The organism is Bradyrhizobium sp. AZCC 1578 (assembly GCF_036924675.1).
Lineage (GTDB): Bacteria > Pseudomonadota > Alphaproteobacteria > Rhizobiales > Xanthobacteraceae > Bradyrhizobium.
Genome location: NZ_JAZHRZ010000001.1, coordinates 6,329,071 through 6,343,243, shown reverse-complemented (window position 1 = coordinate 6,343,243; position 14,173 = coordinate 6,329,071). Strand labels below are relative to the sequence as shown.

General features: G+C 63.2%; 13 protein-coding genes and 1 pseudogene. 7 read left to right on the top strand and 7 right to left on the bottom strand.

Going from position 1 to position 14,173, the window contains the following annotated elements; genetic code table 11:
* Positions 1–22 precede the first annotated feature (22 nt).
* From V1290_RS30275 to V1290_RS30250, 6 genes are all read right to left on the bottom strand, one after another.
* The gene (locus tag V1290_RS30275) at positions 23–727 is read right to left on the bottom strand and encodes an ABC transporter ATP-binding protein (RefSeq protein WP_334367760.1); all 705 of its coding nucleotides are present in this window, start codon (positions 725–727) and stop codon (positions 23–25) included.
* Complete coding sequence (locus V1290_RS30270; protein ID WP_065744076.1) at positions 711–1,442, bottom strand: ABC transporter ATP-binding protein; 732 nt, start codon at positions 1,440–1,442, stop codon at positions 711–713. The genes V1290_RS30275 and V1290_RS30270 overlap by 17 nt, the downstream gene beginning before the upstream one ends.
* Positions 1,439–2,446, bottom strand: coding sequence for a branched-chain amino acid ABC transporter permease (locus tag V1290_RS30265; RefSeq protein ID WP_334367759.1), 1,008 nt, complete (start codon positions 2,444–2,446; stop codon positions 1,439–1,441). The genes V1290_RS30270 and V1290_RS30265 overlap by 4 nt, the downstream gene beginning before the upstream one ends.
* Complete coding sequence (locus V1290_RS30260) at positions 2,446–3,324, bottom strand: branched-chain amino acid ABC transporter permease (RefSeq protein ID WP_334367758.1); 879 nt, start codon at positions 3,322–3,324, stop codon at positions 2,446–2,448. The genes V1290_RS30265 and V1290_RS30260 overlap by 1 nt, the downstream gene beginning before the upstream one ends.
* A 184-nt stretch (positions 3,325–3,508) precedes the next feature.
* On the bottom strand, positions 3,509–4,753 hold the full coding sequence (locus tag V1290_RS30255; RefSeq protein WP_334367757.1) for an ABC transporter substrate-binding protein: 1,245 nt from the start codon (positions 4,751–4,753) through the stop codon (positions 3,509–3,511).
* An 82-nt stretch (positions 4,754–4,835) separates the two neighbouring features.
* Positions 4,836–5,657, bottom strand: a complete 822-nt coding sequence (locus V1290_RS30250; protein WP_334367756.1) for a putative hydro-lyase — start codon at positions 5,655–5,657, stop codon at positions 4,836–4,838.
* A gap of 120 nt (positions 5,658–5,777) precedes the next feature.
* Between V1290_RS30250 and V1290_RS30245 the strand changes: the two genes are divergently transcribed.
* From V1290_RS30245 to V1290_RS30235, 3 genes are read left to right on the top strand one after another with little or no spacing between them, the layout of a single operon-like run.
* Positions 5,778–6,695: a LysR family transcriptional regulator gene (locus V1290_RS30245; RefSeq protein WP_213290339.1), complete on the top strand. Its 918-nt coding sequence runs from the start codon at positions 5,778–5,780 to the stop codon at positions 6,693–6,695.
* Between the two features lie 60 nt (positions 6,696–6,755).
* Complete coding sequence (locus V1290_RS30240; RefSeq protein WP_334367755.1) at positions 6,756–8,006, top strand: Zn-dependent hydrolase; 1,251 nt, start codon at positions 6,756–6,758, stop codon at positions 8,004–8,006.
* A gap of 28 nt (positions 8,007–8,034) precedes the next feature.
* Positions 8,035–8,946 (top strand): NAD(P)-dependent oxidoreductase, encoded by a 912-nt coding sequence (locus tag V1290_RS30235; RefSeq protein WP_334367754.1) that lies wholly within the window; start codon positions 8,035–8,037, stop codon positions 8,944–8,946.
* 247 nt (positions 8,947–9,193) lie between these two features.
* On the opposite strand, the gene V1290_RS30230 is transcribed toward V1290_RS30235, so the two are convergent.
* Positions 9,194–10,273: a tartrate dehydrogenase gene (locus tag V1290_RS30230; protein WP_334367753.1), complete on the bottom strand. Its 1,080-nt coding sequence runs from the start codon at positions 10,271–10,273 to the stop codon at positions 9,194–9,196.
* 174 nt (positions 10,274–10,447) lie between these two features.
* Here V1290_RS30230 and V1290_RS30225 point away from each other — a divergent pair, with 174 nt between their 5' ends.
* The 4 genes and pseudogenes from V1290_RS30225 (at position 10,448) to V1290_RS30210 (ending at position 14,143) form a co-directional block, all read left to right on the top strand.
* The gene (locus V1290_RS30225) at positions 10,448–11,224 is read left to right on the top strand and encodes an SDR family oxidoreductase (RefSeq protein WP_334367752.1); all 777 of its coding nucleotides are present in this window, start codon (positions 10,448–10,450) and stop codon (positions 11,222–11,224) included.
* 123 nt (positions 11,225–11,347) lie between these two features.
* Positions 11,348–12,769, top strand: coding sequence for an amidase (locus V1290_RS30220; protein WP_334367751.1), 1,422 nt, complete (start codon positions 11,348–11,350; stop codon positions 12,767–12,769).
* Between the two features lie 45 nt (positions 12,770–12,814).
* A pseudogene (locus V1290_RS30215) lies at positions 12,815–12,895 on the top strand (sulfite oxidase-like oxidoreductase); the annotation flags it as partial.
* 24 nt (positions 12,896–12,919) lie between these two features.
* Complete coding sequence (locus tag V1290_RS30210) at positions 12,920–14,143, top strand: bifunctional alpha/beta hydrolase/OsmC family protein (RefSeq protein WP_334367750.1); 1,224 nt, start codon at positions 12,920–12,922, stop codon at positions 14,141–14,143.
* Positions 14,144–14,173 lie beyond the last annotated feature (30 nt).

The following is a 14,173-nucleotide window of genomic DNA, read 5'->3' as shown; positions in this document are numbered from 1 at the left end:
TCGCTCTACCCATCCTACGGCATCACAATCCCAGATACGCCTTCCGCACATCGGGATTGACGCTGATCTCGGCGGCGCTGCCCTGCATCAGCACGCGGCCGGTTTGCAGGATATAGGCGCGGTCGGCGATTTCCAGGCATTCGGACATGCGCTGTTCGACGATCAGCACGGTCATGCCGGCGTCGCGGATGCGTTTCACGGCCTGGAAGATTTCATCGACCAGCTTTGGCATGATGCCCTGCGACGGCTCATCCAGCATGAGTAGCCGCGGGCGCGTCATCAGCGCGCGGCCGATGGCCAGCATCTGCTGCTCGCCGCCGCTTAGCGTTTCGGCGCGCTGCTCGAGGCGCTCCGAGAGGCGGGGAAACAGCTTGAAGACGAGATCGAGCGGTGCCTCGCGATCGGACTGGCTACGAAAAAGATAACTGCCGAGCCTTAAGTTGTCGCGCACCGAGAGGCGCGGAAACAGCCGGCGGTTTTCCGGCACATAGGCGATGCCGCGCGAGGTGATGATGTGCTGCGCCATGCCGTCGATACGGGTGCCGTCGAACGTTACGGTGCCGGAGCGAGGCCGCTCGGCGCCCGCAATCGATTTCAGCAACGTCGACTTGCCGGCGCCGTTGGCGCCAGCGACGCAAACGATTTCGCCCTTTGCTACCTCGATCGAGACTGCCGAGATCGCGACCAGTCCCTGATAGGCGGTGGTGACTTCATGCACCGACAGCATGACGATCCCCCAGATAGGCGGTGATGACTTTCGGGTCGCGAACCACGTCAGCAGGCTTGCCCTCGACCAGCACCTTGCCGAGATCGAGCACGATCGCGCGGTCGACCAACGGCATCACGATTTCCATGACATGCTCGACCATCAGCACGGTGACGCCGGTGTCGCGCACCTTGCGCACCAGTTCGACGCCGGTCTTGGCCTCGACCGGCGTCAGGCCGGTGAGCACCTCATCCAGCAGCAGCAATTTTGGTTCGGTCGCGAGCGCACGGGCGACTTCGAGCCGGCGCTTTTCGGACGGGACCAGATCGCTGGCGAGCACGTTAGCGCGCGGGCCAAGGCCACAGAATTCCAGCACCTCATGCGCCTTGCGCCGCGCATCGCGCATCACGGTGGTACGGACCAGCGCGCCGACGATGACGTTGTCGATCACGGTCATGGTCTCAAAACTTTTCACGACCTGAAAGGTGCGGCCGATGCCGCGCTGGCAGCGCTCCGCCGCCGGTAGCGCGGTGACATCCTCGCCGTCAAAGATGATCGAGCCTTGGGTCGGCGGCAGCACGCCCGCGATCAGGTTGAACAGCGTCGACTTGCCGGCGCCGTTCGGGCCGATCAGGCCGACGATCTCGCCGCGTCCGACCGAAATCGACACGTCGCTGTTGGCGATCAGGCCGCCAAAACGTTGCCAGACGCCGCGGGTTTCCAGAAGAGGCGTCATCGGACAGCCTCCTTGCGCTTGGGCGCAAACAGCCCTGCAAGGCCTTTGAACGAGAACAGGCCGATCAGCCCCTGCGGCCGCGCCAGCGAGATCGCAATGATCAGGCCGCCATAGACGATCAGGTCGACACCGCGGCCGGACCCACCGACATAGGAGCGCGTCAATTCGGTGAGCGGGATCAGGATGACAGCGCCCAGCATCGGCCCCCACAGCGTGCCGATGCCGCCGAGCACCGCTGGCAACGCCATCAGCAGCGAGAACTGAAAGCCCATGACGCTCTCGGGATCGATAAAGTAGACGAACTGCGCATAGAAGCTGCCGCCGACTGCGACCAGGAATGCCGATACCGCCGCCGCGCCCATCTTGGAATTGAACACGACCACGCCGAGGCTTTCAGCGGCTTCCGGATTGTCCTTCACCGCGCGCCACCAATAGCCCCACTTGGAATCTTCCAGCCACCAGGTAACGAACCAGGCGACGCAAGCCAGCGCCAGCGCGAAGTAAAAATATGGCAGCTTGCTGCGCGGGAACTGGAATTTCAGCCAGCTATCGCCACGTGCTGGAATTTCGATGCCCATCGCAGCACCAGCCCAATCCCAGTTGTGGAACAGCAGCAGCCCGATTTCGGCAATGACGATGGTGGCGATGACGAAGTAATGTCCGCGCAGCCGGAAACAGGGATAGCCCAGCGCCATCGCAATCAGCGCGGAGATCACCCCGCCGCCGAGCATGCCGAACCATGGCAGCACCCCGAATTTGGTGAACAGCAGCGCGGTGGTATAGGCGCCAAGCCCGAAATAGAGCGCGTGGCCGAGCGAGATCTGCCCGCAATAGCCGGAAAGGATGTTCCAGCTTTGCGACAGCGCACCCCACATCAGCGTCAGCACCATGATGTTCTGGACGTAGACGTCTTTGACGAACAGCGGGACGGTGGCCGCAATCGCGGCGAGAAAAACGGCGACGATGAGGTCGCGGCGGCGGCGTTCTGCGAAAGCGGTATCCATCACATCGATCCGAACAGGCCGCGCGGCCGGACAAAGACCACAAGGAGATAGACGGCATAGATGCCGACCGCCTTGAGCGACGGCGGCAGCAACATGGCGGTCGTGGCCTCGACGAGGCCGACGATGATGCCGCCGGCGAAGGCGCCGAACACGCTGCCGAAGCCGCCGAGCGCCACCGTGACATAGGCGATCAGAGCGAACGAGGCGCCAACGTCAGGGTAGATGTAGAAGAAGATCGCCATGACCGCGCCGGCGAGGCCCACCAGCGCCGCGCCGAGGCCCCAGCCCAGCGCAAACACCTTGTTCTTGTCGATGCCGACCAGCGCCACCGCACCGGCATCCTCGCGGGTCGCTTCCAGCGCGCGGCCGAAATCGGTGCGATTGATGAAGAGATAGAGCGCGCCAAAGGCGGCGATTGCCACCAGCGCCCCGACCAATTGCGGCACCGGCAGGTAGATCCCGGCGATCGAGACAGTTTTGCCGCCGAGCCAGGAATGGGTGACGCTGCGATAGTCCGGCGTGAAGAAGTATTGCGCCAGGCCGCGCATGACGATGGCCAAACCGAATGTCGAGAAGATCTGCACCATGCCGGCATTGGCTTTCGCGCGCACCGCAAAGCGCACAATCAATAGATAGACGACGGCCCCGAACACGAACAGGGCGGCGGCGACCAGCGGCGCCGACAGCAAGGGATCGACCGCAAAGAACACGAACAGGAAGAACGTCGCGTACATCGCGATCATCAGGAACTCGCCATGGGCGAAGTTCACGACGTCCATCAGCCCGAAGATCAGCGCGAGGCCGACGGCGATAAGGCCGTAAAGCAGGCCCATGAGCAGGCCGCTCGCCAGGCTTTGAATGATGGTTTCGGCGGTCATGGTTGTTGCTCCAGAACGGAGGCATTGCTCTCGCCGCCCGTCATTGCGAGCGAAGCGAAGCAATCCATTCTTTCTTCGTGCGGCACGATGGATTGCTTCGTCGCTGCGCTCCTCGCAATGACGAGAGGCGACAGTATCTCAATACTGGTCCCTGTCATGTCCCCTCCCGCCCCCAGCGCCGCGCCTATTTCATCGGCCAGACGGCTTCGGCGATGGCGGCCTGCGACGGGAAGATGGTGACGAACTTGCCGCCGATATATTGCAGCAGCACCGGGTCGGCGTCGTTGTTTTGGCCCAGCTCGTCGAACTTGACGCGCTTCCAGGGCATGATGGTCTGCTCGCCCGGAATGTCGGTGGCGACCAGCGCCTCGCGGATCTTCTCGCCGTCGGTCGACTTGGCGCGGTTGATGGCGTCGGCCATCACCAACAGCCCCATGAACTGGCGCGAGGTGAGGTCGTTAAAATCCTTGCCCGACTTCTCCTTGAACATGGCGTTGACCTTGCCGACCATCGGCCGCTTGGCAGCGAGATCGAGCGAGAAGCTGCCGCGCGAGATCACGCCTTCGAGCTTGTCGCCGACCGCATCATACAGCGCCTTTTCGGAGAAGCCGGCGTTCTGCGCCACGATCGCGTTCGGCTTGTAGCCGAGCTCGGCCATGGTCTTGACCAGCAAGATGCCGTCGGTGGTGTAGCTCGAGGGCATCAGCACGTCGGCATTCGCCGTCTTGAGCTGCTGTACTTCCGCCGACAATGACGGCGAGTTGGAGCGGTACTTGATGTCGGAGATGACTTTGTAGCCACGCTCGGAGGCCAGCTTGAGCTGGGTGTTGGCGGAGTCGGTGCCGAAAATGGTGTCCTCATGGAACAGCGCCAGCGTGTCGATCTTGGTGCCCTTCTTCTTCATCGCATCGAAGAAGTTGAACATCGCGGCCGAGAACATCTCGTCATGGGGAGCTGCGCGGAAATAGAATTTGAGGCCGCGCTTGTGCAGGCTCGGCGAGGAATTGTCCGCCGAGATGAACGGGACCTGGTAACGCTCGCAGATCTGGCTGACGGTGACGGCAACCGCGCTCTGATAGGTGCCGATGACGGCGCAGACTTTTTCCTGGGTGATCAGGCGCTCGGTCTCGGCGCGGCCCTTCTGCGGGTCGGCCTGATGATCGGCGAAGACGAGGCGGATCTTGGCGCCGCCGAGGCCGGGCAATCCCTCGCCCTTCGCCAGCGGCAAATCGAAATCGTGGTTCTTGTTGATGATGTCGAGCGCAGTCTCGAACGACTTCTGCGCGTCGACGCCCATCTGCGCACTGGCGCCGGAGAACGGATAGATCACGCCGATCACCACTTCGGACGTTTGGGCGCGCGCGGCAATCGGGCCGAGCGCAGCGGCAGCAGTAGCTCCAAGCAAGACGTTACGGCGCGTGATGTTCATGGCGATATCCTTTGTGGGTCGGCAACTATCGATGAAACGGGCGAAGGGTGCGGTAAAGCCTCAATGAGCAGCACGGGCTGCATCAAAGCACGGCAAGCTGCTTGTTCATGAGATCGGTCACCAGCATCAGTCCCGGCGCATGCGTAATCGCGAACGGCAGCTTCGCGGCCTGGATCACCGATTGCGGCGTGACACCGCACGCCCAGAACACCGGAATTTCGTCCGGCCCGACCGGCACTGGATCGCCGTAGTCGGGCTTGTTGATGTCGGCGATGCCGATCGACTGTGGATGGCCGAGATGCACGGGCGCGCCGTGCACGGCGGGAAAGCGTGAGGTGACCTGCACCGCGCGGATCGCATCGGCCGGCTTGAACGGCCGCATCGACACCACCATGGGACCTGCGAACGGGCCCGCCGGGCTGCACGCGATATTGGTGCGATACATCGGCACGCGAACCTTGCGCTCGATGTGGCGGATCGGCAGGCCCTCCGCCAGAAGCGCCTCCTCGAACGAGAATGAACATCCGATGACGAAGGCGATGAGATCGTCGCGCCAATGCGCCATGATGTCGGTGGGCTCTTCCACCACCTCGCCGTCGCGCCAGACGCGGTAACGCGGCAGGTCGGTGCGGATGTCGAGATCGACGCCGAGCGCGGGAATGCGGGGGTCGCCGACATCGGACATGCCGATGATGGGGCACGGCTTGGGATTGAGCTGGCAGAACCGGTGAAACGCGCTCGCGAGCTTTTCCGGCAGTATCGCGAGGTTGCCTTGGACGAAGCCGTTGGCGACACCGGCGGTCGATGATGCCATGCCGTTGCGGCACGCATGCCGGGCTGCCACGCTGGGCGATAAGTCTGGCCTATCGCGGCCCGTAGTTTCCGTCCTCGCCAAGCCGGTCATCGTTGTCCCCGCTTCCATTCTTATCGACATCTACTCCCGCATATGGCTATGATAATGTCTAATCGTCTTTTCTAATCAAGTTCGATAAACATTAATTATCAAGCTGCGGGTTGAGGGTGCATGACTGATTTCAAGGCAATTGAGACTTTCATGTGGGTGGTGACGCTTGGCAGCTTCCGCGGCGCCGCCCAGAAGCTCAACACCACGCAGCCCGCAATCTCGCAGCGGATCGCCCAGCTCGAACGCGAAGTCGGCGTTAAACTTCTCCAGCGCGACCGTCGCATGGTGCTGCCGACGCCGAGCGGACGGCAATTGATGGTCTATGCCGAGAAGCTGATCGGGCTGCGCTCGGAAATGCTCGCGGTGGTCGGGGATCGCTCGGCGATGCGCGGCGTGCTGCGGCTCGGTGTCGCCGAAACCATCGTGCACACCTGGCTGCCGCAACTGATCAAGAGCGTCAACTACGCCTACCCCAACCTCTCGCTCGAGATCGAGGTCGACATCACCTCGAATTTGCGCAACCGGCTGTTGGCGCAGGAGATCGAACTCGCCTTCGTGCTCGGCCCGCTGACGGCGCCAATGGTCAACAACCGGGCACTGTGCGATTATCCGGTGGGCTTTACGGCCAGCCCCTCGCTCGGCCTCGGCAAACAGGAACTGACGCTGCACGATCTGGCGAAGTTCCCCATCATCACGTTTTCGCGCCGTACCCAGCCCTATGAAATCGTGCGCTCCCTGTTCAACCGCCCTGACCTGCCGCCGATACGGCTGCATGCCAGCGCCTCGCTCGCAACCGTTATCCACATGGCGATCGAAGGTCTCGGTATCGCCCTGATACCGACCGCGATCGTCGAGGACGACATGGCAAACGGGCGGCTGCAATTGCTGTCGACCAATCTGCAGTTGGCGCCGCTGACGTTTTCGGCAAGCTGGCTCGCCTCCCCCGACACGGTCGCGGTGGAGCGCGTGGTCGAACTTGCGGCCAGCCTGGCGCGAGGAGGCGTCATTGTTGACGCGCCGCCGCAGGCGCGTCATTGAAAACAACCGAACAAGAATGAACAAGCGCGCCGCCTGCCAGCAGACCATCCGGAACAGTGCATGACCAAGATCGCTTCCAACCTGCAAATCGATTCTGCCCGCCTGTGGGGCACGATTCACGAAACCGCCAAATTCGGCGCGACACCGAAAGGCGGCGTGCGGCGGCTGACGCTCGGGCCTGAAGACAAGCAGGTACGCGACTGGTTCCGCGAGCGGTGCGAGGCCGCCGGGCTCGAAGTGCATGTCGATGCGCTCGGCTCGATGTTCGGCCTGCGCAAGGGACGCGACATGTCGAAAGCGCCGGTCGGGCTCGGCTCGCATCTCGACACCCAACCGACCGGCGGAAAATATGACGGCGTGCTCGGCACGCTGGCGGCGCTGGAAGTGGTTCGTACGCTCAACGATGCGGGCATCGAGACCGAAACGCCGATCTGCATCTGCAACTGGACCAACGAGGAAGGCTCGCGGTTCGCGCCGGCGATGATGGCTTCCGCCGCATACGTCGGCGATTTCACCACCAACGACATTCTGTCGCGCAAGGACGCCGAGGGCGTCACGGTGGCGGAGGCGCTTGATAGCATCGGCTATCGCGGTGACGCGCCGGTGGGTCGCCAAAAATTCTCTGGCTTCGTCGAGCTGCATATCGAACAGGGGCCGATCCTGGAGGCCGAGAACAAGACCATCGGCGTGGTCGATTCCGGGCAGGGAGTTCTATGGTATGACGGCAAGATCACCGGCTTCGAGAGCCATGCCGGCTCGACGCCGATGCCGCTGCGCCGCGACGCGCTGGCGACGCTGTCGGAAATCGTGCTGGCGATGGAAGCAATCGCCAAGAAGCACGGGCCGAAGGCCGTTGGAACCGTCGGCGAAGCCGTGATCGCCAATCCCTCGCGTAACGTCATTCCCGGCGAGATCGCCTTCACGGTGGATTGCCGCAGCGCCGATGCTGCCATCATGGACGCGCTGGACACGGATTTGCGCGCGGCGATCGCCGAGATCGCGGCGCGGCGCAAGGTCGATGTCCAGTTCGACCTGATCTGGCGCAAGCCGCCGACCCATTTCGATCCCAAGCTGGTGGACGCGGTGGAGAACGCCGCAAAAATGCTCGGCTATTCGCATCGCCGCATCACCTCCGGTGCCGGCCATGATGCCTGCAACCTCAACACCGTGATGCCGGCCGCCATGGTGTTCGTGCCCTGCAAGGACGGCATCAGCCACAACGAGCTCGAGGACGCCACGCAAGCCGATTGCGCGGCGGGCGCCAACGTGCTGATGCATACCGTGCTGGCGCTGGCCGGCGTCGCGTCCTGATATCAAACCAAGAAAACGGGGGAATGCCGTGCGCGGAGTTTTCGTCGACGCCAATGAATCGCTGGCCGTGATCTTTGAGCGGCTTCAGAACCCCGGCGATCCCGAGGTGCTGATCCACCGGGATCCCGATATCACCTCGGATCAATATCCTGGGATCCTCGACGGCGCCGAGATCGCGATCGTCGATCACACCGCGCTGCCGACCGATATCGCGAAGAAATGCACGGGACTGAAGCACGTGGTGTTTCTCGGCACCGGCGCACGCAGCTACATGAATCCGGAAGAGCTCGCCGAACTCGGGATCCAGGTGCACCTGATCAAGGGCTATGGCGACACCGCGGTCGCCGAATGCGCTGTTGCGCTGATGTGGGAAGGCGCGCGCGGACTTGCGAAAATGGATCGCGGTATCCGCGCCGGCAATTGGCTGCGCGACGACGGCATGCAACTGACCGGCAAGACGCTCGGCCTGATCGGCTTTGGCGGCATCGCCGCGGAAGTGGCGCGGATCGCGATCGGCTCGGGCATGCGCGTCGTCGCCTGGAACCGATCGCCGAAGAAGCATCCGAAAGTCGAGTTCGTCGATCTCGACGAACTCTTGACCGAGAGCGACGTCGTCTCGATCCACCTCCTGCTCAACGACGAAACGCGTGGATTGATCTCGCGCGCCTGCATCGAGGCGATGAAGCCCGGCGTCATCCTGATCAACACCGCGCGCGGCGCCATCGTCGACGAGGAAGCGATGATCGAGGCGCTGAAATCGGGCCAGATCCGCCATGCCGGCCTCGACGTCTTCAACATCGAACCGCTGCCGGCGGATCATCCGCTGACCAAACTGTCGAACGTGACGCTGTCGGCGCATTCGGCGTTCCGCACGCCGGAAGCGAGCGAGAACCTGATGCGCGCCGCGTGGGAGCATTGCCGAAGGATTGTGAGAAAGTGAACTCGCTCCGTCGTCCCGGGCAAGCGAAGCGCGACCCGGGACCCATAACCACCGATGGCTATGTGGCGCCGTGCTGGAGCAACAGCCGATACAAATAACGAACGGTTGTGGTTATGGGTCCCCGCGTTCGCAGGGACGACGGCAGATTGGTAGGGTGGGCAAAGGCGCTCTTGCGCCGTGCCCACCATCTATCGACCAACCATCACGCCGAACGGTGGGCACGCTTCGCTTAGCCCACCCTGCGAAATCAATCCACCATCTCCGCGACCGCTTTGCCGCACGCCACCGTATCCGCGTTGCCGCCGAGATCGCGCGTGCGCAGGGTGCGCTCGCCCAGCGTGCGCTCGATGGCGCCGACGATGGACTCCGCCGCCTGCTTCTCGCCGAGATGCTCCAGCATCATCGCACCCGACCAGATCATGCCGATGGGATTGGCAATCCCCTGCCCGGCAATATCTGGCGCCGAGCCGTGGACCGGCTCGAACACGGACGGGAAATTGCCTTCCGGGTTGATGTTGCCGGATGGCGCGATGCCGATGGTGCCGGTGCAGGCGGGGCCGAGATCGGAGAGGATGTCGCCGAACAAGTTCGAGCCGACCACGACGTCGAACCAGTCCGGATGCAGCACGAAATTCGCGGTCAATATATCGATGTGGTACTTGTCCCACTTCACGCCCGGATATTTCTTCGCCATCGCCTCCACGCGCTCGTCCCAATAGGGCATCGTGATCGAGATGCCGTTGGACTTGGTCGCCGAGGTCAGATGCCTTTTCGGCCGCGATTGCGCCAGATCGAACGCGAATCTCAGGATGCGGTCGACGCCAGTGCGCGTCATCACGGTCTGCTGCGTGACGAATTCACGGTCGGTATCTGGGAACATGCGGCCGCCGACGGAGGAATACTCGCCCTCGGTGTTCTCGCGCACCACCCAGAAATCGATATCGCCAGGCTTGCGGTTGGCGAGAGGCGACGGCACGCCGGGCATCAGGCGCACCGGGCGCAGATTGACGTACTGGTCGAACTCGCGCCGGAACTTGATCAGCGAGCCCCACAGCGAAACGTGATCGGGGATTTTCGCAGGCCAGCCGACCGCGCCGAAATAGATCGCATCATGCTTGCCGATTCTAACCTTCCAGTCCTCCGGCATCATCTCGCCGTGCTTTTCGTAATAGTCCCAGGACGCGAAATCGAAATGATCGAAATGCACGGAAATGCCGTGTTTTTTCGCCGCCGCCTCCAGCACGCGCAGGCCTTCGGGGATCACTTCCTTGCCGATGCCGTCACCGGGAATGACCGCGATCCGATACTGCTTTTTGGCGCTGCTCATCGAGAGTTTCCTTGTTGTCTTGCCCGGCCGCTAATGCCGGTTATTCGATTGTCTTGCAATGGACCAATCCTGCCTGCCGCGCAACGCTGCACTGCAATGTTGACCGAGACGGCGCCCGCCGCTTACCAATTTCGCTGACCGTCTTCCACCCTCCTCTCACCACACGAGAATCCCATGGACCTGCATCTCCGCGGCAAGCGCGTCCTGATCACCGGCGCCTCCAAGGGCATCGGTGCGGCCGCGGCCGAAGCCTTTGCCGAAGAAGGCTGCGACGTCATGCTGGCCGCCCGCAGCGGCGAGCAGTTGAAAGCGCTGACCGAGCGGCTGCGCTCGGCGCATCAGATCGGCGCGACCGCCCATGTCGTCGACTTGCGCAAGGGCGAGGACATCGCAAGGCTCGCCAAGGAAGCAGCCGATATCGACATTCTCGTCAACAATGCCGGCGACATCCCCGGCGGCTCGATCGACAAGATCGACGAGGCGACATGGCGCCACGCCTGGGAGCTGAAGGTGTTCGGCTACATCAACCTCACCCGCGCGATCTACGCGCAGATGAAGGCGCGTGGTGGCGGCGTCATCGTCAACGACATTGGCGCTGCCGGCGAAAAGTTCGACGCCAATTACATCTGCGGCAGCGCCGGCAACGCGGCGCTGATGGCATTCACCCGCGCGCTTGGAGGAAAAAGCCTCGCCGACAATATCCGCGTGGTCGGCATCAATCCCGGTCCCGTCGGCACTGACCGCCATGTGACGCTCCTGAAGACGCGGGCGAAGAACCAGTTTGGCGACGAGAACCGCTACAAGGAATTCCAGAAGAACATGCCGCTCGGCCGCCCCGCGCATGCGCGCGAGATCGGCGACCTCATGGCGTTCCTGGCGTCGGATCGCTCGGGATATACGTCGGGGGTGATTTACACCGTGGATGGCGGCTATACGGCGGGGTGGGGTTAGGTCGCGCTCCTGCGCCGTCATGCATTATCTTCGGTCGGCCACTACTTCCATGCGTTTCCACTTTGCCGGAAAATGTTCTACAGCACGATCTGCGATCGAGAAAACTGACGCAGGAGTATCGAAGTGGCTGATCAGGGGCTGGTGCGTGAGACGGCGGTTGCCGTTGTCGGCAAGCTGAAATCGGGCGAAGTCACCCCGCTCGACCTGCTCGACGTGCTGGAAAGGCGCATCGCCGAGGTCGACGGCAAGGTCAATGCGCTGCCGACGCTGTGCTTCGACCGCGCCCGCAAGCACGCCACCGCTCTGATGCAGAAGCCCGTCGCCGAACGCGGCCTGCTCGCCGGTCTTCCGATCCCGATCAAGGACCTCACCAATGTCGCCGGCGTCCTGACCACGCAGGGCTCGCCGATCTACAGGGACAACATTCCGGCGAAGTCGGATATTCTGGTCGAGCATCTCGAAAACAATGGCGGCGTGATCTACGCCAAGTCGAACACGCCGGAATTCGGTGCCGGCGCCAACACCTTCAACGAGGTGTTCGGTCCGACGCGCAACCCTTTCGACACGTCACGCTCCGCCGCCGGCTCCTCGGGAGGCGCGGCGGTCGCGCTCGCGACCGGCACGGCCTGGCTGGCGCACGGCTCCGATATGGGCGGTAGCTTACGCAATCCCGCGAGCTTCTGCGGCATCGTCGGATTGCGGCCGAGCATCGGCCGCGTCGCGCATACGCCAATCGCTGCCATCGATCGCAATCTCGGCGTCCAGGGCCCGATGGCACGCAATGTCGAAGACGTCGCGCTTTTGCTCGACGCCATGAGCGGCGAGCATCCGGCCGACCCCTTGTCGCTGCCTGTGTTGCCGACATCGTTTCTGTCCGCCGCACGTTCTGGCAGCAAGCCGAAGCGCGTTGCCTATTCGCCTGATCTCGGCATCACGCCGGTCGACGCGGAAGTCGCCGCCGTCACCCGCAAGGCGGCGCAGCGCTTTGCGGAGCTAGGGGTCATCGTCGAAGAGGCCCATCCCGATTTGCGCGAGGCTCATGAATGCTTCCATGTGCTGCGCGCATTCGACTTCGCGCTTTCCAAGGCGGCGCTGCTGCGCACGAAACGCGACCTGCTCAAGCCCGAGGTGATCTGGAATATCGAGGAAGGCCTGAAGCTGACGGTCGAACAGCTCGAACGCGCCGAGGCGCAGCGCGTCGCGATGACCGCGCGCACGCTGGAATTTTTCGAAAAGTACGATCTATTGCTCGCCCCCGCCACGATCGTGCCGCCCTTCCCGGTCGAGCACCGCTATGTCGCCGAATGCGCCGGCAAGCAGTTCGACAATTACGTCGAATGGCTCGGCATCGTCTACGCGATCACGCTGGTGTGCTGTCCTGCGCTGTCGTTGCCGTGCGGCTTCACGGCCTCGGGCCTTCCGGTTGGGCTGCAGGTGGTCGCGCCGCCGCGCGGCGAGGCGCAATTGCTCGCCGGAGCCAAGGTGCTGGAGGATATTCTGGGCGTGCGCGGCACGACGCCGATCGATCCGAGGGCGCCGAAGTAAACCAGGCGCGCTTGCCGATGAGGGGCCCTTCACATGACCGATGAGAATGAGCCGGGCTATTGGGAAGTACGCGGCTATCACAACCGCGGCGATCCGTGGGCCGAGCAGCGCTATTCAGGCGATTGAAGACAAGTCGGAGGGAGAACAGCCATGCCGAGCGAGCGCTTTCAATTCACCGGCGAAGGCGGCCATCAGCTTGCCGCTGCCCTCGATATGCCTGACGGACCGGTGCAGGCCTACGCGCTGTTTGCGCATTGCTTCACCTGCGGCAAGGACGTGCTGGCCGCGAAACGCATTGCGACGGCGCTCACCGCAAAAGGCATCGCGGTGTTGCGGTTTGATTTCACCGGGCTCGGCTCCAGCGAGGGCGAATTCGCCAACTCGACCTTCTCCTCGAACGTTGCCGATCTCGTCCACGCCGCCGATCATTTGCGCGAGACCCGCACGGCGCCCGCGATCCTGATCGGCCATAGCCTGGGTGGCGCCGCGATCCTCGCTGCCGCCGGACAAATCCCGGAGGCGAAGGCGGTCGTTACGATTGCCGCCCCCTCCGATCCCGTGCATGTCACGCATCTCTTCAGGGATCGCCTCGACGACATCCGCACGCACGGCACGGTGGAGGTCCAGCTCGCCGGGCGGCCGTTTCACATCAAGCGCGAGTTCCTCGACGACATCGCCGAACATAGCCTGGCGGCGCGGATCGCAGACCTTCACAAGGCGCTGTTGATCATGCATTCGCCGACCGACGACACGGTCGGCATCGACAACGCCACGAAGATTTTCGTTGCCGCCAAACATCCCAAGAGCTTTGTCTCGCTGTCGGGCGCGGATCACCTGCTGAGCAGCAAACGGGACGGCGCCTATGTCGCCGGCGTCATCGCCGCGTGGGCCGAGCGCTATATCGAGCCCGCCGCGGCGCAGCCTGCTTCTGCCGCGAGCGAGGCGCCACGCAACGTCGTGGTGCGTGAAACCCGCAACAGCAAATTCCAGCAGATCGTCGCCACAGGTCCCCATCAGATGGTGGCGGATGAGCCCGTTGCCGCAGGCGGCCAGGACAGCGGGCCGGGACCGTATGATTTCCTGCTCGCAGGCCTTGGCGCCTGCACGTCGATGACGATGCGGATGTATGCCGATCGCAAATCGCTGCCGCTGGACCGCGTCACCGTGACGCTGAAGCACAGCAAGATTCACGCAACGGATTGCGCCGAATGCGAGACGCGCGAGGGCATGCTGGATCAGATCGACCGGGTGATCTCGATTGAAGGCGCCCTCGACGCCAATCAGCGCACGCGGCTGATGGAGATTGCGGACAAATGCCCGGTGCACCGGACGCTGACGTCGGAGATACGGATCGTGACGAGGGCGGCGGAGTGACGAAACAACCTCTCCCCCGCGAAGAGCGGG